Consider the following 26620-nt stretch of genomic DNA (forward strand, 5'->3'; position numbering starts at 1 on the left):
TGATTCACAAGGAGCGTGTTGAACGCCGCGAACGCCCCCGAAGCCGCCGTACTGGTGTTTGCCGGGCGGCCCGTGCCGCGTCCGCTGCGGGGGTTGACGACGGTGTCGGTGGACGACGAGACCTTCACCGAGACCCTCGATGCGGCGATCGGCCGGTACCGCCGCCTGGTGGTCGTGGGCGCCGACACCGACCTGGCCCGGGTGCTGACCCGGCTGCTGCGCGCCGACCGGCTCGACATCGAAGTGGGCTACGTGGCGCAGCGCCGCACGCCGGCTACCAGGGTCTATCGGCTGCCGGCCGGCTGGCGGGCGGCACGGCGGGCCCGACAGGGGGTGGCCGGGCAGGTGCCGCTGATCCGCGACGACGCCGGCACCGCCCTGGTGGGCGCCGGCCGCTGGCTGCCGGTGGACGGCACCGAGTTGCTGCGCGGGGAGGGCATCGTCGATGACACCGTGCTGTTCGACGGCGAGGTCGCTGGAGTCCGGATCGAACCGATCTCAGCTCCCCCGGGGCTGCGGGCCGGGGTACCCGCCCGGCGCGGCCGGGTGCGCCGCTGGGCGACGGGCCGGGCGGCGCAGTTGGGCACCACCGGCGCCCTGGTGGTGCGCGACGGGATCTACAGCACCCGCACGGTGAAACGCTCGACGTTCTATCGGCATATCGAGGACTGGCTGCTGGTCCGATAGGTTCACGGGCGTGAACGTGCATCCACTGCGCGGCCAGGCCGTACGGCCCAGCCCGATCTTTGTGGCCCTGGTGGCGCTCGCGGGCCTGGGCGGAGTGCTGGCCTGGCGGGCGGCCGAGGACATCAGCCCGATCGCCTATGCCGGGGTGTTCGTGTTCGTGATCGCCGGCTGGCTGGTGTCGCTGTGCCTGCACGAGTTCGGCCACGCCTACACGGCCTTTCGGTTCGGCGACCACGGCGCGGCGATGCGCGGTTATCTGACCCTCAACCCGCTGCGCTACACCCATCCGGGACTGTCGCTGGTGTTGCCGCTGCTGTTCATCGCGTTGGGCGGCATCGGGCTTCCGGGCGGGGCGGTGTACGTGCAGACGGCTTTCATGTCGCCGCGGCAACGCACGCTGGTCAGCCTGGCCGGCCCGGCCGCCAACCTGGTGCTGGCCCTGGGACTGCTGGGCGCCGCCCGGCTTTTCTACGACCCGGTGCACCCGGTGTTCTTCTCGGGCGTGGCTTTTCTGGGTTTCCTCCAGGTCACCGCGCTGTTGCTGAACCTGCTGCCGGTGCCCGGGCTGGACGGCTACGGCGCACTGGAGCCGCACCTGAGCCCGGCGACCCGGCGCGCGGTGGCGCCGTTCCAGCAGTGGGGCATGTTGGTGTTGCTGATGCTGCTGGTCTTATCGCCGGTGCTGAACCAGAAGTTCTTCGGACTGGTGCTGTGGTTCTTCGACCTGTTCGGCGTGCCGCGGCTGCTGGTGTCGTGGGGGATGTCGCTGACGCAGTTCTGGAGCGCCTGGCTCTGAGTTCCGAGCCGGCTACGTGAGTTCGCGTAGGTCGATGCTGGTGTCGTCGCGGTTGAAGCCCTGCTCCGGACGCAACACATAACCGTCCGGGATGTCACCGGTCTTGTAATAGCTGTAGAACAGCTGCGACGGCCGGACGACTTGCCGGTTCTCGGCAGGGACCCGCTGTCCGACCTCGAAGAGTACGAACCGTGAGCGACCGCCGCACCGCATATATTTGCTAGCCATGAGCGCTGGCCACGACCACATCCACCGCGACTCGCGGCTGTCCCGGATGGTCGTCGCCGCGGTGATCCTGACCGCGTTCTTCGCCATCGAGCTGGCCACCGCTATCACGATCAACTCGATCGCGCTGCTGGCCGATGCCGGGCATCTGCTCACCGACCTGGCCGCGCTGTTCATGGGGGTGGTGGCGGTGATGCTGGCCCGGCGCGGCAGCACGTCGCCGTCGCGCACCTACGGCTGGCATCGCGCCGAGGTGTTCACCGCCGTGGCCAACGCGGTGCTGTTGATCGGGGTGGCGACCTTCATCCTCACCGAGGCGATCCGCCGGATCGGCACCGCGCCGGACGTGCCCGGTGTGCCGATGATCGTCGTCGCGATCGCCGGCATGGTGATCAACGTCGTGGTCATGCTGCTGCTGCGGTCGCACTCGGCGAACAGCCTGGCGGTCAAGGGCGCCTACCTGGAGGTGGTGGCCGACACCGTCGGCAACGTCGGCGTGCTGATCGCCGGCATCGTCACGGTCACCACCGACTGGCCCTACGCCGACGTCGTCGTCGCGGTGTTCGTCGCGGTGTGGGTGCTGCCGCGGGCGTTCGCGCTGGCCGGGGCGGCGCTGCGGATCCTGTCGGAGGCCTCCCCCAGCCACATCGACGTCGACGAACTGCGGGCGGCCCTGGTCGCCGTCGACGGCGTCACCGACGTCCACGACCTGCACGTCTGGACCCTGGTTCCCGGCCAGGACATGGCCACCGCGCACCTGCGCACCGCCGCCGACGCCGGCCGGGTGCTCGATCAGGCGCGCGCCGTGCTGGCCTCACGCGGGCTGACCCACGCCACCGTGCAGGTGGAACCGGACGGGCACGGCGGCGACTGCCCCATCGGCTGCTGATGCCTAGGTGCGCCGTGGGTCAGCTCAGCCCCAGCGCAGAGCGGGCGCCGGGATCGCAGTCGTCGAGCAGAGCCAGGCAGCGCACCCGCTCGTCGGCCTCCCCGATGGTCTCGGCGGCTCGCGCCAGCGCGGCCACACATCGCAAGAAGCCACGGTTGGGCTCATGCGCGTACGGCACCGGACCGTAGCCCTTCCACCCGTTGCAGCGCAGCTGGTCCAGGCCCCGGTGGTAACCGGTGCGCGCGTAGGCGTAGGCGGTGACGGCTTTGTCCTCGGCCAATGCCGCTTCGGCCAGCGCCGCCCACGCCACCGAGGCAGCCGGATGCGCCGCCGCGACAGCCGTGGGATCCTGGTTGGCCCGCAGGCCGGCCTCGGCGGCGGGGTCGCCGGGCAGCAAGATCGGATCGGGGCGCAGGAGATCACCAGTGACAGGCACATCATCCATTGTGCCGTGCCGTGCATGGCCAGCCACTCCCGCAAGCCGGCACCTCGCTCAGTAAGCTAGCGCCAGCCGATCCGAATCAGCCGGCGGACATTGGAGGATCAGCCACTCATGCCGAACCCACCGGAACCGGACAACACCGAGCCGACCGAGGACACCGCAGCCGCGGCTCCCGCCGAGCAGCCCGACGGTGACGAGGCCGCCACGGCCGTCCTCCCCGAGGCAGCCGCGCAGGCCCCGGCGGACGAGGCCGTCACCGAGGTGATCGCCACCGAGCCCAAGGAGCCCGCCGCCGACGGCACTCCGGAGCGCCGGTTCACCGCGCCCGGGTTCGACGCCGGGCAGACCGAGGTCATCCCGTCGGTGGGTGACGCGGAGACCGAATTGATCGCTCACCGGGGGGTCGATCCGGGAAAGGCGATACCGCAACAGATTCCGGGCCGTTTCAGCGGCCGGCTGCCCACCACCGTCTCCCGCAGCTGGGGCTGGGTGATCGCGCTGCTCCTGATCATCCTGGCGCTGGCGGTGATCGCCGTGATGGCCACGCTTTTCCTGACCCGCGACTCCCGCGAGGCCGCCTCGCAGGAGGAGAAGGTCCGCGGGACCATCCAGAACTTCGACCTGGCCATGCAGAACGGCGACCTGGCCTCGCTGCGCAGCCTGACCTGCGGGGACATCCGCGACCGCTACGTCAACTATGACCAGAAGGCGTGGGACGACACCTACCAGCGGATCGCGGCGGCCAAACAGTATCCGGTGGTGGCCAGCATCGACGAGGTGGTGGTCAACGACGGCCACGCCGAGGCCAACGTCACCGCGTTCATGGCCTACGAGCCGCGGGTGCGCTCAACCCGCAGCTTCGACCTGCAGTTCCGCGACGACCAGTGGAAGATCTGCCAGTCGCACGGCGGGTAGCGAGGCTCGACGAAGGAGAGCCGAAGCTGGCCCGCCGCATCAGGCACGGCGGGTAGCGCCTCAGCTCAGGGCTTTGCCGGCGCTGTGCAGGTCGTTGCAGGCCTCGATGACACGCTCGGTCATGGCGGCCTCGGCCTTCTTGAGGTAGCTGCGCGGGTCGTAGACCTTCTTGTTGCCCACCTCGCCGTCGACCTTGAGCACGCCGTCGTAGTTGGTGAACATGTGCGCGGCCAGCGGGCGGGTGAACGCGTACTGGGTGTCGGTGTCGACGTTCATCTTCACCACCCCGTAGCGCAGCGCCTCCTCGATCTCGGACTTCAGCGAGCCCGAACCGCCGTGGAAGACGAAGTCGAAGGGCTTGGAGCCCTCGGCCAGACCCAGCTTGGCCGAGGCCACCTTCTGGCCCTCGGCCAGGATGTCCGGGCGCAGCTTGACGTTGCCGGGCTTGTAGACGCCGTGGACGTTGCCGAAGGTGGCGGCCAGCAGGTATTGGCCCTTGTCGCCGGCGCCCAGGGCGGCGACGGTCTTCTCGAAGTCCTCGGGAGTGGTGTAGAGCTTCTCGTTGATCTCGGCCTCGACGCCGTCCTCTTCACCGCCCACGACGCCGATCTCGACCTCGAGGATGATCTTGGCGGCCACGGCCTGGGCCAGCAGTTCCTGCGCGATGGTCAGGTTCTCCTTGATCGGCACGGCCGAGCCGTCCCACATGTGCGACTGGAACAGCGGGTTGCGGCCGGCCTTGACGCGCTCAGCCGAGATCGCCAGCAGCGGACGCACGAAGCCGTCCAGCTTGTCCTTGGGGCAGTGGTCGGTGTGCAGGGCCACGTTGATCGGGTACTTGTCGGCGATCACGTGGGTGAACTCGGCCAGCGCCACCGCGCCGGTCACCATGTCCTTGACGCCCAGGCCGGAGCCGAACTCGGCACCACCGGTCGAGAACTGGATGATGCCGTCGCTGCCGGCGTCGGCGAAACCCTTGATCGCCGCATTGATGGTCTCCGACGACGTGCAGTTGATCGCCGGGAACGCATACGAGTTCTCCTTGGCGCGCCGCAGCATCTCGGCGTAGACCTCAGGCGTGGCGATGGGCATGGAACTGTCTCCTCTGGGCTGACCGAACTGGCATCGAGTATCGCAGGACCGGTTTCGGCCGGACGCCCCGGTATGTTGGTGCGTCATGAACACCACCGCGGTCGCGATGCCCGGCTTCCTGGACCCGATGTATTGGCTGGGCGCCGGCGGCATCTTCCACGGCGCGGTGCTGCCGGCCATCCTGGTGGTGGTCTTCATCGAGACCGGCCTGCTGTTCCCGCTGCTGCCCGGCGAATCACTGCTGTTCACCGGGGGTCTGCTGGCCGCCAAGGGACTGGCGCCGGACATCTGGATATTGGCGCCGGCGGTGGCGGTCGTTGCGGTGCTGGGCGATCAGTGCGGCTACTTCATCGGCCGACGGCTCGGGCCGGCGTTGTTCAAGAAGGAGGACTCCCGGTTCTTCAAGAAGCACTACGTGACCGAGTCGCACGCCTTCTTCGAGAAGTACGGGCCGTGGGCGATCATCCTGGCCCGGTTCGCGCCGTTCGTGCGGACGTTCGTGCCGGTGGTCGCGGGCGTGTCGTACATGCGCTACCCGGTGTACCTGGCGTTCGACATCGTCGGCGGCATCCTGTGGGGCGGCGGCGTGACGACGCTGGGCTACTTCCTGGGCAACATCCCGTTCGTGCACGAGAACCTGGAGAAGATCATCCTGGCGATCCTGTTCGTCTCGATGATCCCGGCGTTCATCGCCGCCTGGAAGGCCTACCGCAGCCGCCGCACCCCCGCCACATCCGACACTGACTCTGCGCTCATGGCGCAAAAAGTCGAGTAACCCCCGCCCTGAGCGCAGAATCAACCGACGACAAACGGGTTCTCGATCCGTACGCCGTCATAAACCGCTCCGTCGGTGAGGTCTTCGGTCAGAATCCGTTCGCATCCGGCCTGACGCGCGGCCTCAAGCACCAGTGCATCCCAATAGGACAACTGCCAACGCTGCGAAGCCACGGTGGCACGCTGCACCAGTTCTTGATCTATGGCGATACACGGTAGCCGCGCCAGCCTTTTCACCAGCTCGGAAGCCGTGTCCGGGGTCACGGCAACGGCGAGTTTGCGGGTCACCGTGACGTAGAACTCCCCCAGCACTTGCGCGGACAACACCAACTCCGGTGTGTCCGCCAGCAGCGTGCGAGCGAGCCGCTTTTTGGCGGGATCCGCCTCGTCGACGGCGTAAACCAGGACGTTGGTGTCGATGAATGCCCTACCGGGCATAGAGATCCTCACGCGTCCAGCTGCGGCCGTCGGGACCGCTGGAGGCGTGGACGCCTGCGGCGATATCGAGGAAGTCAGCTATCGCCACCCGTGCCGGGCTCTCGCCGGTGAAACTCTCCAAGTATTCACGCACCAGGGCGTTGACGGTGGTCCGTAGTTCCAGGGCACGCATCCGGGCCCGCCGCAGCAACTCGTCGTCGATGCTGAGCGTCAGATTCGCCATGGGGGCCACCCGTGTAACACGTATCCAGTGTAGCGCGGGTCACGCCAGGATCACCCGAGGGTGGCCGCGGCCTCCATCAGCATCCAGCCGCCCAGCTGCACCGACAGGTCACGCTCGGGCACCTCGGATTCGCGCACCGCACCGGCGATGGAGGTGGCCACCGCCCCGTCGGCCCGGGGCACCTCGGCGGTCTGGTCCCAGAACGCCCCGAACAGCGGCAGCCCGTTGACCGACTGCCGGTAGTCCCACGCCGACTTCGCCGACGTCAATACCAGCTCGGCGGCGGTGTCGCGGGCCGCGACGTCGGCGGCGGAGTCCCCCGGCAGGTCGGTGGCAACCAGCGCCAGGTAGCGGGCGGTGATCCCGGCGAACAGCCCGCCGTCGCCGCCGCCGGCGCCCTTGAGCACCCCGCCGGGCGCCATCTGCTTGTTCACCGCGGCCACCAGCCGGTGCACCCGCGGTGCGTGCCGGGGATCGCCGGTGCGCGCCGCCAGCTCGGTCTCCAGGCCCAGCACGACGCCCTGGCAGTAGGTGTACTCCGCGCGCACCAGGGAGCCGGACCGGATGCCGTCGAACACCAGATGAGTGTCCGGGTCGATCAGGGTGGCCTCGATCCAGTCGCCCATCTGCTGGGCACGTTCCAGCCAGGCCGGCTCACGCGCCAGGAAGATCCCGGCCGGCCCGTTGGCGGGCGCATTGAAAAAGGGCTCGGTGAACTGCTCGTCCTTCCTCCAAGGGATGCCGCCGCCGGCTTCGGGCATCCAGGAGTCGGTCAGCTGACGGGTCAAGGTGCCCAGCGCGCGATGCCGGTCGATGCCGGTGACCAGACAGGCCCGTTGGATCGCCAGCGCCAGCCAGGCCATGTCGTCGTAGTAGGCGTTGGTCCAGCGGAACACATTGCGCAGCCGGTGGGTGCGGATCTGTCGCTTGATGCGGATCACCCGTTCGGGTTGCGGGTCGCGCAGCTGGGCATCCACCAGGCAGTCCAGCAGATGCGCCTGCCACCAGTAGTGCCAGTGCGGGGCGCGCCGGATCGGCGGCCAGGCCACCACGCCCAGTTGCGTCCCCGGAATGTGCCACAGCGACTTGAGGTGTCGCTCGGTGACGGCGGCTTCAGCACTTTCGGCACGGTTGGCCCACAGCTGGTCCATAGCGCTTAATCCTGCCGTATCGGCTATCTCAGCGCAGATGGTCGACCAATGTGCCGCCGTCGCCGAACAGCTTGTGCTGCCACTCCCGCAGCAGTTCGCCGGTGTCGACATCGTCGGGATGAAAGCCGGGCCGCAGGTAGCGCAGCAGATCACGCAGCAGGCCTTTGAAGAACGGGCCGCGCAGCAGCCCGCGCGTCTCACGCAGCAACCGCACCGGATGGCGGCGGGCCACCGGGTCGCGGGCCAGCGAGATGGTCAGCGCGAGCAGGGTGGCCGGCACGGTGGTGGCGATCAGGAACGCCATCACCGCGATCCGGGTGGGTTCGGTGCCGCCGACATAGCGGTAGACGTCGAACGCCACGGATTTGTGTTCCAGTTCTTCGAGCGCGTGCCAGTTCAGCAGGTGCCACACCTCCGGGGTGCCCGGAATGGCCTGCAGCTCCGCGCTGGACAGGATGCGTTCGGCGAGCACCGCGGTGTAGTGCTCCGCCCCGGCGGTCATGGCCAGATGAAACCGGGGTGACATCCTGCTCTCACGCGCAATGAGCTTGTCCCGCACCGATTTCGAGTCACGCCAGCCGATCCGGTAGCCGCGGTCCATGAGTTGGGCGTTGAGCCGGCGATGCTCCTGGCCGTGGGTGGACTCCTGCCCGATGAACCCCGCCGCCCGTCGGGACAGGGTCGGGTCGGCGATCTGGTCGGTCACCCGGCGCACGGAGCGGATGAACGATTCCTCGCCGGCGGGGAAGCTGGCCGACAGTTCGGCGACGAAGTGGCTGAGCACCATGTTGTCGTCGGCGAAGTAGTGGCCGCTGGGCGGTTCCTCGAAGCGGAACCGCATGCGCCGGGTGGTCAGGTTGTCGTCGTGGGCCACGTCCCGCCTTTCTAGGTAAGGACACCCTAACTCCTACCAGGAACGGCTGACGTCCGCATGCTGGGTGATCCAGGCGTGCATCACGATCCCGGCGGCCACCCCGACGTTGATGCTGCGCGTCGAGCCAAACGCGGCGATGGACACCACCAGGTCGGCCCCGGCGCGCATCTGTTCGCTGATACCGGGCCCCTCCGCACCGAACACCAGCAGGGCATCGGCCGGCAACGCGGTCTGCTCCAGGCGCACCGCCCCGGCCACGTTGTCGGCGGCGACGACCGTCAGGCCCTGTCGCGCAGCGAAATCCAGCAGGCCGGCCGCATCGTCGTGGTGCATCAGCCGCTGATAACGGTCGGTGACCATGGCCCCGCGCCGGTTCCAGCGTCGCCGCCCGACGATGTGCACGGTGTCGACGGCGAATGCGTTGGCGGTGCGCACCACCGAACCGATATTGGCGTCGTGCCCGAAGTTCTCGATCGCCACGTGCAGCGGGTGCCGGCGCGCATCGATGTCGGCGATGATCGCTTCACGGGTCCAATACCGGTATGCGTCAACGACATTGCGGGCATCGCCGTCGCGCAGCAGCGCCGGATCGTACCGCGGGTCGCTCGGCGGCTCCCCGGGCCACGGCCCGACTCCGTTGGCCGGGGCCAGCCACTCGGTGGGGCCGACCGCATCGTTCACGAAACGGTCCACACCGCGGCGTGGGTGCCCACCACCGACACCGAGGCGTAGAGCAGCGCGGCGTTGATCTCGCCGTGGGTGCACAGCGACGTCGGCACGTGCACCGAGTTCAGCGAGGCCTCCGGCAGGATCAGCACCGAGGACCCGGCGGCCAGGCAGTCCGGCCCCAGCCCGCGCATCGGCGCAGCCGGTCCGGCGACCAGCATCAGCGGCCCGCCACGCGCCACCGCGTCGTCGCGGTACTGCCCGGCGACCGCGTCGGCGGACAGGCTCAGCACCATATATCCGTTGCCGGAGAACGCTTTCGCGTCGCCGAGTGCGCTCGGAGCCAGCGGGATGCCGTCGGCCCGGAATGCCGCCACGCCCTGGGCGGTGAGCATCAGGCCGGTGTCGTAGGGATTGATCGGCGCCAGCCCGATCGGGAACGCCGCACCGTAGGCCACCGTGGTGTCCTTGATCCGGTCGGCCGGTGAGTACGCGTAGATCCCGCGGACCGCACTGCGTTCCTTGAGCGGGCCCAGGCACACGGTTCCGTTGAGTTGCTCGGGTTCGGCACCCGCCAGTGGCGTCGGGGTCAGCTCCCCCAGTGCGTCGCAGCTGCCCAGGCCGGTGGCCTCCACGGGGTGGGCCGGCGTGCCGTAGATGCCGAACCGAAGATCCCCGGGCGCGGCGTGCGGTGAGTCCGCGTTGGTGAGCTTGGCGGTGACGTCGATCAGGACGTGATCGACCTCCCAGCGCAGGTTCTTCAGCGTCATGTCCCAGCCCAGCAGGGTCTGCGCCTGGCCCATCGGGGTGCTCGCAGCCCCGTAGGGCCCGGGGGCGGGCGGGCCCGAGCAGGCCGCCAGCACCAGCGCGGCCAGAACTGCGATCAGCGTGCGCACAACCGATCAGCCCAGGCCCAGCTCGGCCAGACCCAGCACGCTGCGGTACGGGACACCTTCGGCTTCGATGGCTTCGGCGGCACCGGTGGCCCGGTCCACCACGGTGACCACCCCGACCACCTGACCGCCGGCATCGCGGACGGCGCGGACCGCGGTCAGTGCGGACCCGCCGGTGGTGCTGGTGTCCTCGACCACCAGGACCGGGTGTCCGGTCACGTCGGCGCCTTCGATAAGCCGTTGCATGCCATGGGCTTTGATCGATTTGCGCACCACGAAGGCGTCGATGGGCCGGCCGGGGGCGTGCATGACGGCGGTGGCCACCGGGTCCGCGCCCAGCGTCAGGCCGCCCACGGCGACGTAGTCCCAGTCGTCGGTGAGCTGACGCACCAGCCGGCCGATCAGGGCGCCGGCCCGGTGATGCAGGGTGGAGCGGCGCAGGTCGACGTAGTAGTCGGCTTCGGCGCCCGAGGACAGCGTCACCCGGCCGTGCACCACCGACAGCTCACGCACCAGCGCGGCCAACTCGTCGCGCTCGGCGGCGTCAAGTGCGCCCACGGCCCCTCCCAAAGGTGTTGGTCAGTGTGCGGGACAGCCCGCGCGGAATCAGCCGGCTGGCGCTTGCCAGCACCTTGTACTGCAGCCCCGGGATGCTGACCACGTCGCCGCGGGCGATGTCGGCCAGGCTGGCCGCGACCACGTCGTCGACCTCCATCCACATGAACGACGGCAGGGTGGCCATGTCGATGCCGGCCCGCTCGTGGAACTCGGTGTGCACGTATCCCGGGCAGACCACGTGGATGCCGACGCCGGTGCCGGCCAGCCCACCGGCCAGCCCTTCGGTGAACGACACCACCCAGGCCTTGGACGCCGAATACGTCGAGCCGCGCCCGGAAAGCAGGCCGGCGACGCTGGCCACGTTGATCACGGTGCCCGCGCCGGCGTCGACCATGGCGGGCAGCGCGGCCCGGGTCAGCTGCATCACCGCGGTGACGTTGACATCCAGCTGGGACTGCAGCAGGGCGGGATCGGCCGTCCAGAACTCACCGGACGTGCCGAAGCCGGCGTTGTTGACCAGCACCCGCACCCCGGCGCCCAGCCGCTGCGCGACGCGCGCCCGGCCGTCGGCGTCGGCCAGGTCGGCCGGTAGCACCTCCACGTCGCAGCCGTGGCTGCCGCGCAGCTCAGCTGCCAAGTCTTCGAGGCGCTGGGCGTCTCGGGCCACCAGGACCAGGTCATAGCCGTCGGCGGCGTAGCGGCGCGCGTAGCCGGCGCCCAGCCCGGAGGTGGGTCCGGTGACCACAGCGACGGGTCGGGAAGACATGAAGGAGAGACTAGCGGTGATCGCGAGCGCGACGAAGTCGGGCGCTGCGGGTCACCGCCATCAGGCCTAGCGAAGGTGTCAGCGCTGGTAGTGCGCGGTCTGCTGGCCGTTGCGGCCGGCCGACGAGTGCGACATACCCGGCTCGTCCTCGGGTGAGTCCCCCGCCGATGACGAGCCCAGCGGACGGCTGGGCTGCCCGTTGCGCCGGGCACCGGCGGCCGCGGCTTCGGCGGGCTGGCGCTTCGGGACCGGCGGCAGCACCCGCAGCAGGTCGTTGAACTGGCGTACGCTGCGCAGGCCCTCGTCCCACTGGGCGCGGGTACTGGTGACCGGCATGCTCACCAGGGTCCAGTTCGCCTCGTTCCACATGATCTCGGCGCAGTCCGGGGCGGTGTGGGCGAAGGTGACCATCCGCCGGTCGCAGGCCCGCCGCGCCGCGTCGAGGTTGGTGGAGTAGACCATCCGTGGGCCGATCGCCCCGAGCAGCCAGATGTCGTTCTCCCGCGGCTCCTTGAGTCCCTTGAGCCGCACGTCGACGACGACGTTGGTGGGGACCTTGCGGTGCAGGGCGATCACCGTCGCCACTTCGTCCAGGTCGAAGATGTAGACCGCTTCGCCGCGGATCTGGCCCAGCACCACGTTGCGGACCGGAGCATCACCACCCACGGTGGACATCACGCCGCGCTTCCAGCGCTGCAGGATGTCGGTGGATTCGGTCTCGAAGTCGAAGCCGTGCGAACGCGCCCAGGACTTACGACGACGGCTGCGGCCGCGTCGCTGGTCGATGTCGACGTACAGCAACACACCCGCGCCGACAAAGCACAGCGCGGAGAGAGTGAACCAGAGCGGGACCATCCGGCCTAGCGTATCTGTTTTAGGGCGTGATAGACGAATGTCCTCAGGTCACAACCCCGCATCAGGGCTGCGCTACGGCGTCACCGTGTTGTTCGGAACGATATGCATGGACCCGTCCCCGGACGTCGAGACGTACACCTGGTTCTGCTGGAACAGCCAGTTGCCGGTGTTCATCGAGGTGTCGGAGACGATGACCGGGCTGTTGGACGAGGCCGAGTTCACCGTGTAGTCGTACAGCAGCGTGCCGCCGTTGGTCGGGTCGCCGGAATAGACGCTGACCTGCTGGCCGGAGGCCAGAACGTCCCCCGCGCTGCCGTTGGTCAGGCTGACCGGGATCGTCCCGTTCACCCCGCCGGAGTCCATGATTGCGCTCACCTCGGTGGCCGTCTTGCCGCCGTCGAACGACACGTACAGCGGCGCGTTCGGCGAGCCGTCGACGGTGGTTCCGCCGGTCAGCGGGTCGGCACCGAAGGTCAGGGTGCCGGCCTTCTGGTCGATCAGCACACCGTCGCCGAGGGCACCCGGCAACGCGGTGGTCGGGATGCTGTCAGGTGACGGCCCGAGGGCATTCGCCCCGATTCCCAGCACGCCATCGGCGTTGCCGCCGAGATAGGAGCTGATGTCCCACCCGGTGAACAGAGAGGACATGCTGACCGGGAAAGAGAACAGGACGGCGTCGACGTCGGTCGTGCCGGTGGTGACGGTGTTGCCCGCGGCGTCGGTGAAGGTGACCGTGGTGGGCAGCTCCGCGTAGACGTAGTCCACCGAACTGCCGAACTGGCCGATGTTGATGCTGGGGAGCCCAGAGAGATCAGACCAGTCGATGCCGGACCAGTTGATGTCCCAGATCGGCACGATCAGACCCGCCGACCCGGTGTCGACCAGGACCGGAACTGACGAACCGCCACCCACCGAGACGTCCACCACCGGCTCGGTGCCGCTGTTGACGGTCAGCGGAACGGTGAAGGTGCTCGGGTCGCTGGTGTCAGCGCCGCTCGCGGCAGCGTTGCCGATCGTGCTCGCGTCGAAGGTTCCGCCGAACAGCCACCGGTCAAGATCGTTGATCGGTGTGAGGACCAGGTTCTGGTACCAACCATCGAAAAGGGTGTCCAGCGAGGCCAGGGCCGAGCCGGGGTCGGTGTCGGCCGCAATCCCGGGGTCGACCATGCTCAGGGCGTCGATGATGGGCTGCAGCAGATCGTCGAAGTCCGCGTTCGCTGCTGGTGCGGACCCGACCGCGACAGCCGCTCCGGCCGTCACCACCGCACCGATCACCCTGCGCCGACGTACTGCCATCCCCGAAACCTCCCCGGAACTGAGGTCACGGACACCGTTCAGCCGCGACCAACCGGGGGTCAGCTAACACAAACAGGGGCGCAGAACACCAGGGGATTCACCCAAGAAACTGCCAACAATCCGTTAGCCGCTACGAGCCGGCCTGGATGGGGGTGCCACCGATGATGGTCTCCCCACCGGATACACCGTAGTTGATGTAGACCGGTTCCTGGCTGAACAGCCAGTTGCCGGTGTTCATGCTGGTGCCGCTGGTCACGCTCGGGCTGCGCACCTCGCCGGAGTCGGAGCCCACGGTGTAGGAGTAGAGCTCCGTCACACCGTCCTTGGCGTAGACGGTGATGGTCGTCCCGTCAGGCAGGGTTCCGTTGGCGGTCGGCGTGACGTCGCCCAGCACCGATGACGGCATGGTGCCGTACACCCCGCCGGAGTCAATCACCCCACGTACCGCGGTCGGGGCCTGGCCGTTGATGCTGACCTGCAGGTCGGCCCAGGGCGCCCCGGGTATCACGGTCCCGCCCTGCAACGGGTTGTCCCCGAACACCAGCTGCTTGTTGGCCTGGTCGATCAGCACGCCGTTGCCGAGATCGCCCGGCAGATCGCGGGTGGGGATCTGGTCGGGAGTGGGTCCGAGCGCGTTGGGGCCGATCCCGAGAACGCCGACGGCGTTGGTCGGGCCGAGATAGCTCTCGATGGACCACGGGCCGAAGAGGCTGAAGTTCGCCGGGAACGCGAACAGCACCGCGTCGACGGTGGTGTCAGCGGTAACGGTGTCGCCGTCAGCACCGGTGAAGGTCACCGTGGTGGGCAACTCCATGTAGAAGTAGTCCAGGTTGCCGCCGAACTGACCGATGTTGAAGCCGGTGGGCAGGCCGGTGATGCCGAACGGGTTGATGTTCCAGATCGGCATGACGAGGCCGGCCGCGCCGGTGTCGACCAGGACGTTTGCCGCCGCACCGCCACCCACAGAGACGCTGACCACCGGTTGGGTCATGGCGTTGACCACCATCGGGACGGCGAAGCTGTCGGGGATGTTGTTGCTGTCCGCGGTGTAGGCGGCGGCACTGCCGGGCAGCGAGTCACCGAAAAGCCAGGGCGCGACGTCGTGGATCGGCGTGTAGATGAGGTCCTGGTACCAACCGTCGATCAGGGTGTCCAAGGACGCCAGGGACGAACCCGGGTCGGTGTCGGCCGCGATACCGGGGTCGGCGAAGCTGAACACGTCGATGAGAGGCTGGAACAGGTCGTCCCAGTCAGCGTTCGCGGCGGGTGCGGTTGCCAGCGGGGCCGCCCCGATCATCAGGAACGCGCTTACCGCGCCGAGTCCACCGACCAGACGATTGTTCCGCCGAGACATACCGAGCCCTCCAAGTTAACGCCGACATTTTCCAACATCGAACTTTCTCAGTAAGTCGTAGGCTATCGGATCAGGTTCCAAATCGCACCCTGAGCGACAACTCAGCAACAAGCAAGGGTCCCCCGAATCTTCGGGGGACCCTCACTCATGCCACTGCCGTCAGCCCAGTACCAGCGACTCACCGTCCGCGCTGACGTTGACCGGCACCACGTCACCGTCGTGCACCTCACCGGCCAGCAACAACTTGGCCAGCTGGTCGCCGATGGCCTGCTGGATCAGCCGGCGCAGCGGCCGCGCTCCGTACACGGGGTCGAAGCCGCGGTCGGCCAACCACTTCTTGGCATTCAGCGAGACCTCCAGTGTCAGCCGACGCTGCGCCAGCCGCTTGTCCAGCTGAGCCAGCTGAATGTCGACGATGTGCACCAGCTCGTCGGCCTCCAGACCGGAGAAGATCAGCACGTCGTCGAGCCGGTTGATGAACTCCGGCTTGAACACCGCGCGCACCGCCGCCATCACCTGCTCCTCGCTGCCACCATGACCCAGGTTGGAGGTCAGGATCAAGATGGTGTTGCGGAAGTCGACCGTGCGGCCTTGGCCGTCGGTGAGCCGGCCCTCGTCGAGGACCTGCAGCAGCACGTCGAACACATCCGGGTGGGCCTTCTCCACCTCGTCGAAGAGCACCACCGTGTAGGGCCGGCGACGCACCGCCTCGGTGAGCTGACCGCCCTGGTCGTAGCCGACGTAGCCGGGAGGCGCACCGACCAGGCGGGCCACCGAGTGCTTCTCGCCGTATTCGCTCATGTCGATACGGACCATGGCCCGCTCGTCGTCGAACAGGAAGTCGGCCAGCGCCTTGGCCAGCTCGGTCTTGCCGACCCCGGTGGGGCCGAGGAACAGGAACGAGCCGGTGGGCCGGTTGGGGTCGGCGACCCCAGCCCGCGCACGCCTTACCGCATCGGAGACAGCCGCGACCGCATTGCGTTGTCCGACAACCCGTTTGCCGAGTTCGTCTTCCATCCGCAGCAGCTTGGCGGTCTCGCCCTCCATCATCCGGCCGGCCGGAATACCGGTCCAGGCACTGACCACGTCGGCGATGTCGTCGGGTCCGACCTCCTCTTTGAGCATGAGGTCTTCTTGCGCCCGAGCGGCCGGAATAGCGGCCTCGAGCTTCTTCTCGATCTCCGGGATGCGCCCGTAGCGCAGCTCGGCGGCCTTGGCCAGATCGCCGTCGCGCTCAGCCCGGTCGGACTCGCCGCGCAACGTCTCCAGTTGCTCCTTGAGTTCACGGACGACGTCGATGGCGTTCTTCTCGTTGTGCCAACGTGTCGTCAGCTCCGCCAATTTCTCTTTGTGATCGGCCAGCTCGCTGCGCAGTTTGACCAGCCGGTCCTTAGAGGCGTCGTCCTCCTCCTTGGCCAGCGCCATCTCCTCGATCTCCAGCCGGCGCACCAGCCGTTCGACCTCGTCGATCTCCACGGGCCGGGAGTCGATCTCCATCCGCAGCCTCGACGCGGACTCGTCGACCAGGTCGATCGCCTTGTCCGGCAGGAACCGAGCGGTGATGTAGCGATCGCTGAGGGTGGCCGCGGCGACCAGCGCCGAGTCGGTGATCCGCACCCCGTGGTGCACCTCGTAGCGGTCCTTGAGGCCACGCAGGATGCCGATGGTGTCCTCCACCGACGGCTCCCCCACGTAAACCTGCTGGAAGCGGCGCTCCAGGGCGGCGTCCTTCTCGATGTACTTGCGGTACTCCTCGAGCGTGGTGGCGCCGACCAGTCGCAACTCACCGCGGGCCAGCATCGGCTTGATCATGTTGCCGGCGTCCATCGCGCCCTCGCCGGTGGCACCGGCACCGACGATGGTGTGCAGCTCGTCGATGAACGTGATGATCTGCCCGGCGGAGTCCTTGATCTCGTCCAGGACCGCCTTGAGGCGTTCCTCGAATTCACCGCGGTACTTGGCACCGGCCACCATCGAGCCCAGGTCGAGGCTGACGACGGTCTTGTCGCGCAGGCTGTCGGGTACGTCGCCGGCGATGATGCGCTGCGCCAGGCCTTCGACGATCGCGGTCTTGCCGACGCCGGGCTCACCGATGAGCACCGGGTTGTTCTTGGTGCGTCGGCTCAAAACCTGTACGACGCGGCGGATTTCGGTGTCGCGACCGATCACCGGGTCCAGCTTGCCCTCGCGGGCGCGGGCGGTCAGGTCGGTGGAGTACTTCTCCAGCGCCTGGTAGCTGGCCTCGGGGTCGGGGCTGGTGACCCGGGCGCTGCCGCGCACCTTCACGAACGCCTCCCGCAGCGCCTGCGGGGAGGCGCCGTGGCCGCTGAGCAGCTTGGCGACGTCGGAGTCCCCGCTGGCCAGGCCGACCATCAGGTGTTCGGTCGAGACGTATTCGTCGTCGAGTTCGGTGGCCAGTTGCTGGGCGACGGTGATCGCGGCCAGGGACTCGCGGGACAGCTGCGGCTGCGCGTTGGAGCTGGTGACCTGCGGCGCCACGTCGATGAGGTGCTGCGCCTCGGTGCGGATCGTCGCCGGGTTCACCCCGACCGCCTCCAACAGCGGCGCGGCGATCCCGTCGTTCTGGGTCAGCAGGGCCTGCAACAGGTGAGCCGGCCGGATTTCGGGATTGCCGGCGGCGGTGGCCGTCTGCAAAGCCGCGGTCAGGGCCGCCTGCGTCTTGGTGGTCGGATTGAACGAGTCCACGACACCTCCATATCGGGGTCAGGGGGCCTCAGACGGCCCGCCAAAAATGCTTGTCGTGTTCTACAACGCCGTCAAGGTTGAGTCTGTTCCACTCAAGTTCGACGAACTTTCTTCCTCAACCCAGGCGCAGCGCGTGACGCGCATCCTGGAGGACCCGGGGCAGCCGCGAGGCGCCCATCAATGCCCGGAAGAGCCAGCTGTCGTCAGACGGCAGCACACCGGCCGACTGGGTGGCATCGAGCAGGTCGAACAGCGTCTCCCCCTCATACATCAGCCCGTCGGCGTTGAAGTGGTACCGGTCCACCGCGGTGCACTGCACGAAGGTGCCGACACCGTGGATGGCCGGGGCCGACTCGTCGTACGGGTAGAAGCGCAGGGTGCCGCTGAAGTGGCCGCTGCCGAGGTAGCGAACGATGACCCGGGTCTCGCCCTCGGGAGTGACGTCGAGGTAGACCTGCCCGGGCAGCGGGTCGTAGCGCCAGTCGGGGATGGCGTCGAGGAAGGCGAAGTTGTAGCGCTCGAACTCCTCAAGGCCCACGATGATCCGGCCGAAGGTAGTGGGGTCCTTGTAGCGCAGATCCGGCGTGTAGAGCTCATCGTTGAGCGACATGTCCCGCATCAGCCAGCTCCACCAGTACTTCTTGGCCCACTCGGCCGCGAACGCCACGTCGATCCCATGCTCGGCGTAATGGGCGATCTTGCGGTCCAGATCGACGAACCACTGCTGCGTCATGGCATTGAGTTCGGGCTCGGTGAGTACTTTGACTCGCCCACCCGCCCGGTTGCCGGAGAGATAGTCGGGAACCGGCTGGCGCAGCCGCGGTTTGGCGATGGCCTCCCGGAACAGCGCTTCATCGAACATGCCGCCCACCTTCCAGCCCAAATGGAATCAACTGATTCCTTTCATAAAAGCAGGCACTGGAAGTAGAATCAAGCGATTCCTATGACTGGCGAGGTGGCCGATGGACGCAACGGCGCCGCGGGTGTGGCGCGGCCAGACCCATGACGGCCGGAGCCAGGTCCGCCGCACCCAGCTGTTGCAGGCCGGGTTCGAACTGCTGGGCACCGAGGGCGTACCTGGCGTCACCATGCGCGCGGTGTGCCGCCTCGCCGGGCTGAGCCCCCGCTATTTCTACGAGAGCTTCAGCCACACAGACGAATTGACCCTCGAGGTCTACGACCGATGCAACGCTGAACTGGTGTCCGCCATCGCCGATGCCGCAGACACGACGTCCCCCGTTGCCGCGGCGATCGATGCCGCCGCCGGCTATTTCGAGGCGGACCCGCGCCGGCTGCGAATCCTGCTGCGCGAGCCGCAGTCCAGCGACCTGCTCGCCGGCCGCCGCGCCGACGTGCTGCCCGAACTACTGACCGAGTTGGCCGGCTCAGCCGGTGTCACCGATCCGCACATCTCCTCCACCGTGCGCGCCATGCACGCCAGCGCGCTCTCGGGCGCACTCACCGCACTGGTTCTCGACTGGGCCGACGGCCGGCTGGACGTCAGTCGCGTCGAGCTGGTGAGGTTCGCCACCGGCCTGGTGCTCGCCGGACTGGGTGGGGACGCGTCCATAGGTAGAGCGCGATCCAGACGGCGTAGCCCAACGCCATCCCCGCATACATGACGACCGGATCGGCCTGGCCGTGCACGCTGAGGTAGAGCACGACGCCGGCCAACAGCGCCGGCAGCACTGCCGCACGGCGCCGCACGGCGAACGCGGCCGCAACCAGCACGATCGATGCGATCAGCAGTACGGGGCTGATCTGATGCACCGCGCCAAGCACCTTGGCGAACCTGCCCTGCGCTTCGTGGCCGCCGTGTGCGGCATGCCCCACGCCGGCCACGGCCGACGCTCCGGCGCCGAATGCCACCAGGATCGCCGGCAGGCAACAGCCCAGGGTGCAGACCACCGCGGCGATCACCCCCGCTACGCCGAGCCGACGACCCGACACATCCGCCTTTCGCCCCACCCCGAGAACCTATACCCCGTATGGGTACCAAGCAAATTGTGGACCTTCACACGCGGTCCATCGGATACGGTTCTGCCATGACGCCCGGCCTGGCTTCGGTGTGGACCGACTTGATACCGCTTGCGCTGGTGGTGGCGCTCTCCCCGCTCACCGTGATTCCGGCAGTGCTGGTGCTGCGAACGGCGAGCCCGCGCAGTACCGGCCTGGCGTTTCTCATCGGCTGGCTGACGATCCTGGCGGGGTTGACCGCAGCGTTCGTTGCGGCCTCGGGCCTGCTGGGCGGACTGCGGAAGACGCCGCCGACCTGGGCGTCGTGGCTGCGGATCGCCGTCGGCGCGGTCCTGATCGCGTTCGGCTGCTATCGCTGGTCAACCCGGCACAGGCACACCGAGATGCCGAGCTGGATGCGAGCTTTCACCGGTTTCACCCCGCTGCGCGCCGGCCTGGCCGGCGCTGCGATGGGTGTTGTGCGGCTGGAGGTGTTGTTCATGTGCGCGGCGGCCGGCCTGGCCATCGGAAGCGCCGGCCTCGGGCCAGCCGACAGTGCGACGGCGGCGGGGTTCTTCGTCGCCGTGGCCGCATCCACCGTGCTGGTCCCGATCCTCGGCTACCTGGCCGCCAGCCGGCGGCTCACACCTACGCTGAACCGGGTGGAGGACTGGATGGAACAGCAGCATGGCGCCTTGGTCGCCGGGGTGCTGATCCTCATCGGTGCGATGGTGGCCTACAACGGCATTCACGCGCTGTAGCCGCTGTCGGCACCCCCGAGCATAGGATCACGCCCGTGGGCCTTGACGACCGTGACGCGCTTCAGGTGCTGCGCGACGCGTTCACCGCTCCCGGCAACGCCGACGACTTCGTCGGCCGGTTGTTCACCCGGTGGTTCGGTGCCAGCCCGGCAACCCGCGACCTGTTCCCCGCGGACCTGGCGGACACCCGGGCCGCGTTCACCCAGGCCATGAGCTGGCTCTACGGAGAACTGGTCGCCCAGCGCGCCCAAGAGCCCGTCTCGTTCCTGGCGCAACTCGGCCGCGATCACCGCAAACATGGTGTGACGCACCAGCATTACCAGACCATCGGGCAGGTGCTCTATGCCGCCCTGCAGGACGAGTTGTCCGAGTCCTGGACCCCCGCCGTCGCCGATGCCGCGCGGGAGTCGATCAACCTTGTCGTCGGGGTGATGGCCGGCGCCGCCGACGCCGAGGACGGCCCGGCCTGGTGGGACGGCACCCTCGTCGAGCACCTGCGGGTCTCGCGCGACCTGGCGGTGGTCCGGATGCAGTTGGACCGGCCACTGCCCTACTACCCGGGCCAGTACGTCAAGGTCGAAGTGCCGCAGTGCCCGCGGTCCTGGCGCTACCTGTCGCCGTCGATGCCCTCCGACGAGACCGGCGCGATCGAGTTCCACGTGCGGGCGGTCTCCGGCGGGCTGGTCAGCACCGCTGTGGTCAACGAGGCCCGGCCCGGCGACCGCTGGCGGCTGTCCAGCCCGCACGGCGGCCTGCAGGTGGACCGGGACGCCGGTGACGTGTTGATGGTCGCCGGCAGCACCGGCCTGGCGCCGCTGCGGGCGATCATCATGGACCTGACGCAGTGGGCCGTGAACCCGCGGGTGCACCTGTTCTTCGGCGGCCGGTACCCGTGCGAGCTCTACGACCTGCCCACGCTGTGGCAGATCGCCGCGCACAACCCGTGGCTGTCGGTCACCCCGGTGTCGGAGTATGCCCGTGACCCGGACTGGGCCGGCGACTATCCGGACGTGACACCCCCACGCGGCCTGCACCTGCGCCAGCAGGGCCGCCTGGCCGACGCGGTCACGCGCTACGGCGGCTGGGGCGACCGGCAGATCCTGATCTGCGGCGGACCGGAGATGACCCGCGCCACCAAGGACGCTCTGATCGCCAAAGGAGCTCCACCGCAACGTATTCAACACGATCCGCTGGAGGAGTGAAGATGGCCGGGTTCGATGCCGTCACGCTGAGTGATCCCTCGTCGGGGCTCTCGGCGACGTTCGTGCCGGCTGCGGGCATGATCGGCACCTCCCTGACCGACGACGGGGCCGAGTTGCTGGGCCAGCGCAGGGGCCTGCAGGCGTACGTGGCCGACCACAAGACCATGGGCATCCCGCTGCTGTATCCGTGGGCGAACCGGCTGAGCAGCAACCGATATCGGGTGGGCGACACCGAGGTTGACCTGGTACCCGGCGAAGGCGGGGTACACACCGACGAGCACGGCTCCCCGATCCACGGCACGCTGGCCGCAGACCCAGGCTGGCGGGTGGTGGAACAGTCGGCCTCGGAGCTGGTCGCCGAGTTGGACTTCGGCTCACGGCCCGATCTGCTGGCCGGCTTTCCGTTCCCGCACCTGCTCGGGTTGGCGATCCGGCTGGCCGACCGCACGCTGACGGTGCGCACCACGGTGACCGCCACCAGTGCTGCGCCGGTGCCGCTGTGCTTCGGATTCCATCCCTACCTACAGCTTCCCGGGGTGCCCCGCGACGAGTGGGTGGTGGAGACGCCGACGATGCGGGCCCGGCTGGTCGATGCGCGCGGCCTGCCCACCGGCGTGCTCACGCCGCATCCGGCGGCCACCGAACTGTTGGGCGACACCGTCTTCGACGACGGCTTCGACCAGGTGGCGGCCGGGGCGGTGTTCGCGGTCTCCGGCGGAGGGCGGCGCATCGAGGTGCGCTTCGATCAGGGATTTCCGGCCGCGCAGATCTACGCGCCGGCTTCCGAGGACGTGATCTGCTTCGAACCGATGGCCGCACCCACCGACGCCCTGCGCCGCGGCGGCTACGCGGTAGCGCGGCCGGGCGAGCCCGCGGTGGCCCAGTTCTCAATGCGGGTCACCTAATGCGGGCCCCCTCCCCCGCGAGGGTGCAGCTTTGTACAGACTTTCGCGGCGTGTCGCGGACAGACGCGCACGCTCGCGCCAGAAGGGAAGCAGGGACTAGGGGCGGCGGGGCTTCCAGACCACCACGGCGGTGCTCTTGGGCACCACCGCGATCTCACGACGCTGGTTGGTGCGCAACATCTCCAGCTCGGACGACATCTCCGCCACGCGCGCCTGCAGCGCCTCGACCTGGTTGGTCAGCTCGATGATTCTCTTGATGCCCGCCAGGTTGACGCCCTCGTCGTGGGAGAGCCGTTGCACTTCGCGCAACAGGTCGACGTCATGCTCGGAATAGCGCCGACCGCCGCCGGAGCTGCGGCGCGGGCTGACCAGACCGATCCGGTCGTAAGTCCGCAGCGTCTGCGCGTGCATCCCGGCCAGCTCGGCGGCCACCGAGATCAGGAATGTGCGAGCGTTCTCCGATTTACTCATGACCGGTTACCCGCCCATCCCGCTCTAGGGTCGAACCCGCTGGCCTGTTCGGCCGCAGCGTATGCCGCAAGCGCCTCCTGCGCGGGACCTTCGAGATTCGGTGGGACAGCGACTTTCACGGTGACCAGCAGGTCGCCGCTGCCGCCGCCACGCTTGGGTACCCCGCGCCCGCGAACCCGCAGAATCCGGCCGTCGGCGGTGCCCTTGGGCACTCGCACGCCGACCTTTCCGTCCAGCGTCGGCACCGAAAGCGTGGTTCCCAGAGCGAGTTCGGAGAAGCTCACCGGAATGGTGACGGTCAGGTCGTCACCGTCGCGGCCGAAGACCTTGTCGGCGCGCACCCGCACCGTCACGTACAGGTCACCCGACGGCGCGCCCCGCAGCCCGGCCTCGCCCTGGCCGGCCAGCCGAATCCGTTGACCGTCTTCGACTCCCGGTGGGATCCGCACGTTGATGGTGCGGGTGCGGGCGGCTCGCCCGGTGCCCTTGCAGTCGGTACACGGCTGCTCGATGATCGACCCGGTACCGCGGCAGTCGGTGCACGGCTCGGAGAACCCGAACGCGCCCTGATTGCTGTTGACCACCCCGGAACCGTTGCAGGAAGCGCACACTCGCGGGCTGGTTCCCGGACGGGCGCCGCTGCCATGGCAATTGGTGCACGGCGCGGCGCTGGTGAGCCGCAGCGGCATCTCGACGCCCTTGGTGGCCTCTAGGAAACTCAGCTCGGAGTCGGTCTCCAGGTCGTTTCCGCGCCGCGGCCGGCTCGGCCGTTGCCCCGCGCCGCGTCCGAACAGCCCGCCGAACAGGTCGCCGATGTTGGCGCCACCGGCTTGACCGGCCTGCCCGAACAGGTCGTTGAGGTTGAACTCGTTGCCGTCGCCGCCGGTGGAGAACCGATCGAAGTTGCCGCTGCCGTTGAAGCGCCGGCCGAACCCGCCGCCGGCGAACAGGCGACGGGTCTCGTCGTACTCCTTGCGTTTCGCAGAGTCCGACAGCACGCTGTGAGCCTCGGACACCGCCTTGAAACGTTCGGCGGCAGCAGGGTTGTTCGGGTTCTTGTCCGGGTGCAGTTCGGACGCCAGCTTACGGTAGGCGCTCTTGATCTCTTTGTCGGTTGCCTCGGAGGAGACGCCCAACTCCTTGTAGAAGTCCTTTTCGACCCATTCACGCTGAGCCATGCCGCGTCACCTCCTCACCTGTCAGTTCTGCTCGCCGGCTTCTGCGTCTGCTGATTCATCGCTGACCTCGCCGGCCTCCGGGACGGTGTCGACCACCCCGACCATCGCATGCCGCAACACCTGCTCGCCGAGTTTGTAACCCTGCCGCAGGACAGCTCCGATGATCGAGTGGCTGCCATCACCGTCGTGCTGCACGGCCTCGTGCAGCGAGGGGTCGAACTCGTCGCCCTCGGAGCCGAACGCCGCCAGACCCAACCCGCCCAGGACCCCGGACAGCTTGTCCGCCAAAGCCTTCAGCGGACCGGACTCCAGGTCACCGTGACTCCGGGCGCGGTCCAGGTCATCCAGGATGCCCAGCAGCTCGGTCACCACCGCGGCCTTGCCGCGCTCGGTGGCCAGCTGCGCGTCGCGCAGTGTCCGCTTGCGGTAGTTGGCGAAGTCCGCCTGTACCCGTTGCAGGTCTGCGGTCAGCTCGGCGACCGGGTCGACCTCGGGGGTCTCAACCTCGGCGACGGGCTCCTCCGGCGCCGGCCCACTGGGGGCCGGGCCGGAGGACGCCGCGCGCACCTCACCCGTCTCGGGATCGATTCGCCGCTTGTCGGTTACCGTGATGGTCTCTGGAGTCGACTCGCCTGAATCGTCTTCACTCACTTGACGTCTCCGTCTTCGACCACCTCGGCATCCACGACGTCGTCGTCGCCCGCTGCCGAGGCACCCGCCGCGGCTTCCTGCTCGGCCTGGGTGGCCTCGTAGATCGCCTGACCGAGCGCTTGGGACTCCTCGCCCAGCTTCTCCATCGCGGACTTGATGGCGCCGATGTCGGTGCCCTCCAAGGCCTTCTTGGCATCCGCGACGGACGCTTCGACCTTGCCCAGCACGTCCTCGGGAACCTTCGAGCCGCCCTCGGCCTCGCGCTGCTCCTTCACGAACTTCTCGGTCTGGTAGACCAGCGACTCGGCCTGGTTGCGAACGTCGGCCTCTTCGCGACGCTTGCGGTCCTCGTCGGCGTGCGCCTCGGCGTCCTTGATCATCCGGTCGATCTCTTCCTGGGAAAGGCCGGAGCCCTCCTGGATCTTGATCGTGTTCTCCTTGCCGGTGCCCTTGTCCTTGGCGGTGACATGCACGATGCCGTTGGCGTCGATGTCGAAGGTGACCTCGATCTGCGGGACACCGCGCGGGGCCGGCGGGATACCGGTCAGCTCGAAGGAGCCGAGCAGCTTGTTGTGCGAAGCGATTTCACGCTCACCCTGGAAGACCTGGATCTGCACCGACGGCTGGTTGTCGTCGGCGGTGGTGAAGGTCTCGCTGCGTTTGGTCGGGATGGTGGTGTTGCGCTCGATCAGCTTGGTCATCACGCCGCCCTTGGTCTCGATACCAAGCGACAACGGGGTGACGTCAAGCAGCAGAACGTCTTTCACCTCACCCTTGAGGACACCGGCCTGCAGCGCGGCACCCACGGCGACAACCTCATCGGGGTTGACGCCCTTGTTGGGCTCCTGGCCGCCGGTCAGCTCCTTGACCAGCTCGGTCACTGCGGGCATGCGGGTGGAACCACCCACCAGCACCACGTGGTCGATGTCGCCGACCGGGATGCCGGCGTCCTTGATGACCGACTGGAACGGCTTGCGGGTGCGGTCCAGCAGATCCTGGGTGATCTTCTGGAACTCCGAGCGGGTCAACTGCTCGTCGAGGAACAACGGGTTCTTGTCGGCGTCAACGGTGATGTAGGGCAGGTTGATCGAGGTGCTCTGCGAGCTCGACAGCTCGATCTTTGCCTTCTCGGCCGCCTCACGCAGACGCTGCATCGCCATCTTGTCCTTGGTCAGGTCGATACCCGAGGTGCCCTTGAACTTGTCGACCAGCCACTCGACGACGCGGTCGTCCCAGTCGTCGCCACCGAGGTGGTTGTCACCGGAGGTGGCCCGCACCTCGACGACACCCTCACCGATCTCCAGCAGCGAGACGTCGAAGGTACCGCCACCGAGGTCGAACACCAGGATGGTCTGTTCCTTCTGACCCTTGTCCAGGCCGTAGGCCAGCGCGGCCGCGGTCGGCTCGTTGACGATGCGCAGCACGTTCATACCGGCGATCTGGCCGGCTTCCTTGGTGGCCTGACGCTGGGCGTCGTTGAAGTAGGCGGGCACGGTGATGACGGCGTCGGTGATGTCCTCACCGAGGTAGGCCTCCGCATCGCGCTTGAGCTTCATCAGCACCCGGGCGCTGATCTCCTGCGCGGTGTAGTCCTTGCCGTCGATCTCGACCTTCCAGTCGCTGCCCATGTGGCGCTTGACCGAGCGGATGGTGCGGTCGACGTTGGTGACCGCCTGGTTCTTGGCGGGCTGGCCTACCAGCACCTCGCCGTTGCGCGCGAATGCGACGACCGACGGGGTGGTGCGCGAGCCCTCTGAGTTGGCTACGACGACGGGGTCGCCGCCCTCCAGCACCGAGACGCAAGAGTTGGTAGTCCCGAGGTCGATTCCGACCGCACGAGCCATGGTTGTTTCCTCCCTGGTTAGAGATTGTGGAGTCTGAGCGAACTGCGCTCAA

The 26620-nt window shown here is 68.2% G+C and carries 29 protein-coding genes; 9 read left to right on the forward strand and 20 right to left on the reverse strand.

All coding sequences use genetic code 11. From position 1 onward, the window contains the following. Positions 1-15 precede the first annotated feature (15 nt). Together K6T84_RS06390 and K6T84_RS06395 are read left to right on the forward strand one after the other, a co-directional pair. Positions 16-687 carry a peptidase M50 gene (locus tag K6T84_RS06390; protein WP_408066062.1) on the forward strand — a complete coding sequence of 224 codons (672 nt, stop codon included), beginning with the start codon at positions 16-18 and terminating at the stop codon, positions 685-687. Positions 688-697: 10 nt separating this feature from the next. Continuing rightward, positions 698-1483 (forward strand): site-2 protease family protein, encoded by a 786-nt coding sequence (locus K6T84_RS06395; protein ID WP_224864190.1) that lies wholly within the window; start codon positions 698-700, stop codon positions 1481-1483. Between the two features lie 12 nt (positions 1484-1495). On the opposite strand, the gene K6T84_RS06400 is transcribed toward K6T84_RS06395, so the two are convergent. Further along, entirely contained in the window at positions 1496-1711 is a 216-nt protein-coding gene (locus K6T84_RS06400; RefSeq protein WP_224864189.1) for a hypothetical protein, read from the reverse strand. Between K6T84_RS06400 and K6T84_RS06405 the strand changes: the two genes are divergently transcribed. After that, the gene (locus tag K6T84_RS06405) at positions 1710-2597 is read left to right on the forward strand and encodes a cation diffusion facilitator family transporter (RefSeq protein ID WP_224864188.1); all 888 of its coding nucleotides are present in this window, start codon (positions 1710-1712) and stop codon (positions 2595-2597) included. The genes K6T84_RS06400 and K6T84_RS06405 overlap by 2 nt on opposite strands. A gap of 19 nt (positions 2598-2616) precedes the next feature. On the opposite strand, the gene K6T84_RS06410 is transcribed toward K6T84_RS06405, so the two are convergent. After that, positions 2617-3033 (reverse strand): DUF3151 domain-containing protein, encoded by a 417-nt coding sequence (locus K6T84_RS06410; protein ID WP_225401226.1) that lies wholly within the window; start codon positions 3031-3033, stop codon positions 2617-2619. A gap of 117 nt (positions 3034-3150) precedes the next feature. On the opposite strand from K6T84_RS06410, the gene K6T84_RS06415 reads away from it, so the two are divergent. Continuing rightward, positions 3151-3954, forward strand: a complete 804-nt coding sequence (locus tag K6T84_RS06415; RefSeq protein ID WP_224864186.1) for an Rv0361 family membrane protein — start codon at positions 3151-3153, stop codon at positions 3952-3954. Positions 3955-4014: 60 nt separating this feature from the next. On the opposite strand, the gene fbaA is transcribed toward K6T84_RS06415, so the two are convergent. After that, complete coding sequence (fbaA, locus tag K6T84_RS06420) at positions 4015-5046, reverse strand: class II fructose-bisphosphate aldolase (RefSeq protein ID WP_224864185.1); 1032 nt, start codon at positions 5044-5046, stop codon at positions 4015-4017. Between the two features lie 85 nt (positions 5047-5131). On the opposite strand from fbaA, the gene K6T84_RS06425 reads away from it, so the two are divergent. Next, positions 5132-5821 (forward strand): DedA family protein, encoded by a 690-nt coding sequence (locus K6T84_RS06425; RefSeq protein ID WP_224864184.1) that lies wholly within the window; start codon positions 5132-5134, stop codon positions 5819-5821. 20 nt (positions 5822-5841) lie between these two features. Here the strand turns inward: K6T84_RS06425 and K6T84_RS06430 are convergent, their stop codons facing one another. The 13 genes from K6T84_RS06430 to K6T84_RS06490 all read right to left on the reverse strand — a co-directional run bounded on the left by K6T84_RS06430 (position 5842) and on the right by K6T84_RS06490 (position 18462). Next, a complete protein-coding gene (locus K6T84_RS06430; protein ID WP_224864183.1) occupies positions 5842-6258 on the reverse strand; it encodes a PIN domain-containing protein in 417 nt (138 codons plus the stop codon). Continuing rightward, a complete protein-coding gene (locus K6T84_RS06435; protein WP_224864182.1) occupies positions 6248-6481 on the reverse strand; it encodes a hypothetical protein in 234 nt (77 codons plus the stop codon). The genes K6T84_RS06430 and K6T84_RS06435 overlap by 11 nt, the downstream gene beginning before the upstream one ends. Positions 6482-6531: 50 nt before the next feature. Further along, positions 6532-7632 (reverse strand): glycoside hydrolase family 76 protein, encoded by a 1101-nt coding sequence (locus K6T84_RS06440; protein WP_225401225.1) that lies wholly within the window; start codon positions 7630-7632, stop codon positions 6532-6534. A 28-nt stretch (positions 7633-7660) separates the two neighbouring features. Next, entirely contained in the window at positions 7661-8473 is an 813-nt protein-coding gene (locus tag K6T84_RS06445) for a metal-dependent hydrolase (protein ID WP_225401947.1), read from the reverse strand. A 66-nt stretch (positions 8474-8539) separates the two neighbouring features. Then, a complete protein-coding gene (locus tag K6T84_RS06450; RefSeq protein WP_224864180.1) occupies positions 8540-9187 on the reverse strand; it encodes a TrmH family RNA methyltransferase in 648 nt (215 codons plus the stop codon). Continuing rightward, the gene (locus K6T84_RS06455) at positions 9184-10068 is read right to left on the reverse strand and encodes a hypothetical protein (RefSeq protein WP_224864179.1); all 885 of its coding nucleotides are present in this window, start codon (positions 10066-10068) and stop codon (positions 9184-9186) included. Before K6T84_RS06455 ends, K6T84_RS06450 begins: the two co-directional genes overlap by 4 nt. Before the next feature lie 6 nt (positions 10069-10074). Then, complete coding sequence (pyrE, locus tag K6T84_RS06460; RefSeq protein ID WP_224864178.1) at positions 10075-10623, reverse strand: orotate phosphoribosyltransferase; 549 nt, start codon at positions 10621-10623, stop codon at positions 10075-10077. Next, complete coding sequence (locus K6T84_RS06465; protein ID WP_225401224.1) at positions 10610-11389, reverse strand: SDR family NAD(P)-dependent oxidoreductase; 780 nt, start codon at positions 11387-11389, stop codon at positions 10610-10612. Before K6T84_RS06465 ends, pyrE begins: the two co-directional genes overlap by 14 nt. 78 nt (positions 11390-11467) lie before the next feature. After that, the gene (gene ttfA, locus K6T84_RS06470) at positions 11468-12244 is read right to left on the reverse strand and encodes a trehalose monomycolate transport factor TtfA (RefSeq protein WP_224864176.1); all 777 of its coding nucleotides are present in this window, start codon (positions 12242-12244) and stop codon (positions 11468-11470) included. 72 nt (positions 12245-12316) lie between these two features. Next, positions 12317-13540 carry a PecA family PE domain-processing aspartic protease gene (locus tag K6T84_RS06475; RefSeq protein WP_225401223.1) on the reverse strand — a complete coding sequence of 408 codons (1224 nt, stop codon included), beginning with the start codon at positions 13538-13540 and terminating at the stop codon, positions 12317-12319. A 130-nt stretch (positions 13541-13670) separates the two neighbouring features. Continuing rightward, the gene (locus K6T84_RS06480) at positions 13671-14894 is read right to left on the reverse strand and encodes a PecA family PE domain-processing aspartic protease (protein WP_224864174.1); all 1224 of its coding nucleotides are present in this window, start codon (positions 14892-14894) and stop codon (positions 13671-13673) included. Between the two features lie 159 nt (positions 14895-15053). After that, entirely contained in the window at positions 15054-17600 is a 2547-nt protein-coding gene (clpB, locus tag K6T84_RS06485; RefSeq protein WP_225401222.1) for an ATP-dependent chaperone ClpB, read from the reverse strand. Between the two features lie 115 nt (positions 17601-17715). Further along, positions 17716-18462, reverse strand: coding sequence for a nuclear transport factor 2 family protein (locus K6T84_RS06490; protein ID WP_224864172.1), 747 nt, complete (start codon positions 18460-18462; stop codon positions 17716-17718). Positions 18463-18562: 100 nt separating this feature from the next. Here K6T84_RS06490 and K6T84_RS06495 point away from each other — a divergent pair, with 100 nt between their 5' ends. The 4 genes from K6T84_RS06495 (at position 18563) to K6T84_RS06510 (ending at position 22424) form a co-directional block, all read left to right on the forward strand. Continuing rightward, the gene (locus tag K6T84_RS06495; RefSeq protein WP_225401221.1) at positions 18563-19222 is read left to right on the forward strand and encodes a TetR/AcrR family transcriptional regulator; all 660 of its coding nucleotides are present in this window, start codon (positions 18563-18565) and stop codon (positions 19220-19222) included. A gap of 423 nt (positions 19223-19645) precedes the next feature. Beyond that, a complete protein-coding gene (locus tag K6T84_RS06500; protein WP_225401220.1) occupies positions 19646-20317 on the forward strand; it encodes a GAP family protein in 672 nt (223 codons plus the stop codon). 35 nt (positions 20318-20352) lie between these two features. Beyond that, positions 20353-21519: an FAD-binding oxidoreductase gene (locus K6T84_RS06505; RefSeq protein WP_225401219.1), complete on the forward strand. Its 1167-nt coding sequence runs from the start codon at positions 20353-20355 to the stop codon at positions 21517-21519. Positions 21520-21521: 2 nt separating this feature from the next. Then, on the forward strand, positions 21522-22424 hold the full coding sequence (locus K6T84_RS06510; RefSeq protein ID WP_225401218.1) for an aldose 1-epimerase: 903 nt from the start codon (positions 21522-21524) through the stop codon (positions 22422-22424). 96 nt (positions 22425-22520) lie between these two features. On the opposite strand, the gene K6T84_RS06515 is transcribed toward K6T84_RS06510, so the two are convergent. From K6T84_RS06515 to dnaK, 4 genes are read right to left on the reverse strand one after another with little or no spacing between them, the layout of a single operon-like run. Beyond that, positions 22521-22895, reverse strand: a complete 375-nt coding sequence (locus K6T84_RS06515; protein ID WP_224864167.1) for a heat shock protein transcriptional repressor HspR — start codon at positions 22893-22895, stop codon at positions 22521-22523. Further along, entirely contained in the window at positions 22892-24073 is a 1182-nt protein-coding gene (gene dnaJ / locus K6T84_RS06520; RefSeq protein WP_224864166.1) for a molecular chaperone DnaJ, read from the reverse strand. Before dnaJ ends, K6T84_RS06515 begins: the two co-directional genes overlap by 4 nt. Before the next feature lie 21 nt (positions 24074-24094). After that, positions 24095-24724, reverse strand: a complete 630-nt coding sequence (grpE, locus tag K6T84_RS06525; RefSeq protein WP_224864165.1) for a nucleotide exchange factor GrpE — start codon at positions 24722-24724, stop codon at positions 24095-24097. Beyond that, positions 24721-26568: a molecular chaperone DnaK gene (gene dnaK / locus K6T84_RS06530; protein WP_224864164.1), complete on the reverse strand. Its 1848-nt coding sequence runs from the start codon at positions 26566-26568 to the stop codon at positions 24721-24723. Before dnaK ends, grpE begins: the two co-directional genes overlap by 4 nt. Positions 26569-26620: the final 52 nt, after the last annotated feature.

The sequence above is a fragment of the Mycobacterium zoologicum genome, from assembly GCF_020181635.2.
Lineage (GTDB): Bacteria > Actinomycetota > Actinomycetes > Mycobacteriales > Mycobacteriaceae > Mycobacterium > Mycobacterium zoologicum.

Bases quoted from the DNA above. Each gene is read 5' to 3' on its own strand.
- K6T84_RS06475 (WP_225401223.1), bottom strand. From the start codon at position 13,540: ATGGCAGTACGTCGGCGCAGGGTGATCGGTGCGGTGGTGACGGCCGGA.
- K6T84_RS06445 (WP_225401947.1), bottom strand. From the start codon at position 8,473: ATGCGGTTCCGCTTCGAGGAACCGCCCAGCGGCCACTACTTCGCCGAC.
- dnaK (WP_224864164.1), bottom strand. From the start codon at position 26,568: ATGGCTCGTGCGGTCGGAATCGACCTCGGGACTACCAACTCTTGCGTC.
- K6T84_RS06415 (WP_224864186.1), top strand. From the start codon at position 3,151: ATGCCGAACCCACCGGAACCGGACAACACCGAGCCGACCGAGGACACC.
- K6T84_RS06480 (WP_224864174.1), bottom strand. From the start codon at position 14,894: ATGTCTCGGCGGAACAATCGTCTGGTCGGTGGACTCGGCGCGGTAAGC.
- K6T84_RS06500 (WP_225401220.1), top strand. From the start codon at position 19,646: ATGACGCCCGGCCTGGCTTCGGTGTGGACCGACTTGATACCGCTTGCG.
- K6T84_RS06515 (WP_224864167.1), bottom strand. From the start codon at position 22,895: ATGAGTAAATCGGAGAACGCTCGCACATTCCTGATCTCGGTGGCCGCC.
- K6T84_RS06490 (WP_224864172.1), bottom strand. From the start codon at position 18,462: ATGTTCGATGAAGCGCTGTTCCGGGAGGCCATCGCCAAACCGCGGCTG.
- K6T84_RS06430 (WP_224864183.1), bottom strand. From the start codon at position 6,258: ATGCCCGGTAGGGCATTCATCGACACCAACGTCCTGGTTTACGCCGTC.
- K6T84_RS06425 (WP_224864184.1), top strand. From the start codon at position 5,132: ATGAACACCACCGCGGTCGCGATGCCCGGCTTCCTGGACCCGATGTAT.
- ttfA (WP_224864176.1), bottom strand. From the start codon at position 12,244: ATGGTCCCGCTCTGGTTCACTCTCTCCGCGCTGTGCTTTGTCGGCGCG.
- K6T84_RS06495 (WP_225401221.1), top strand. From the start codon at position 18,563: ATGGACGCAACGGCGCCGCGGGTGTGGCGCGGCCAGACCCATGACGGC.
- K6T84_RS06400 (WP_224864189.1), bottom strand. From the start codon at position 1,711: ATGGCTAGCAAATATATGCGGTGCGGCGGTCGCTCACGGTTCGTACTC.
- dnaJ (WP_224864166.1), bottom strand. From the start codon at position 24,073: ATGGCTCAGCGTGAATGGGTCGAAAAGGACTTCTACAAGGAGTTGGGC.
- K6T84_RS06510 (WP_225401218.1), top strand. From the start codon at position 21,522: ATGGCCGGGTTCGATGCCGTCACGCTGAGTGATCCCTCGTCGGGGCTC.
- K6T84_RS06440 (WP_225401225.1), bottom strand. From the start codon at position 7,632: ATGGACCAGCTGTGGGCCAACCGTGCCGAAAGTGCTGAAGCCGCCGTC.
- K6T84_RS06435 (WP_224864182.1), bottom strand. From the start codon at position 6,481: ATGGCGAATCTGACGCTCAGCATCGACGACGAGTTGCTGCGGCGGGCC.
- fbaA (WP_224864185.1), bottom strand. From the start codon at position 5,046: ATGCCCATCGCCACGCCTGAGGTCTACGCCGAGATGCTGCGGCGCGCC.
- K6T84_RS06465 (WP_225401224.1), bottom strand. From the start codon at position 11,389: ATGTCTTCCCGACCCGTCGCTGTGGTCACCGGACCCACCTCCGGGCTG.
- K6T84_RS06405 (WP_224864188.1), top strand. From the start codon at position 1,710: ATGAGCGCTGGCCACGACCACATCCACCGCGACTCGCGGCTGTCCCGG.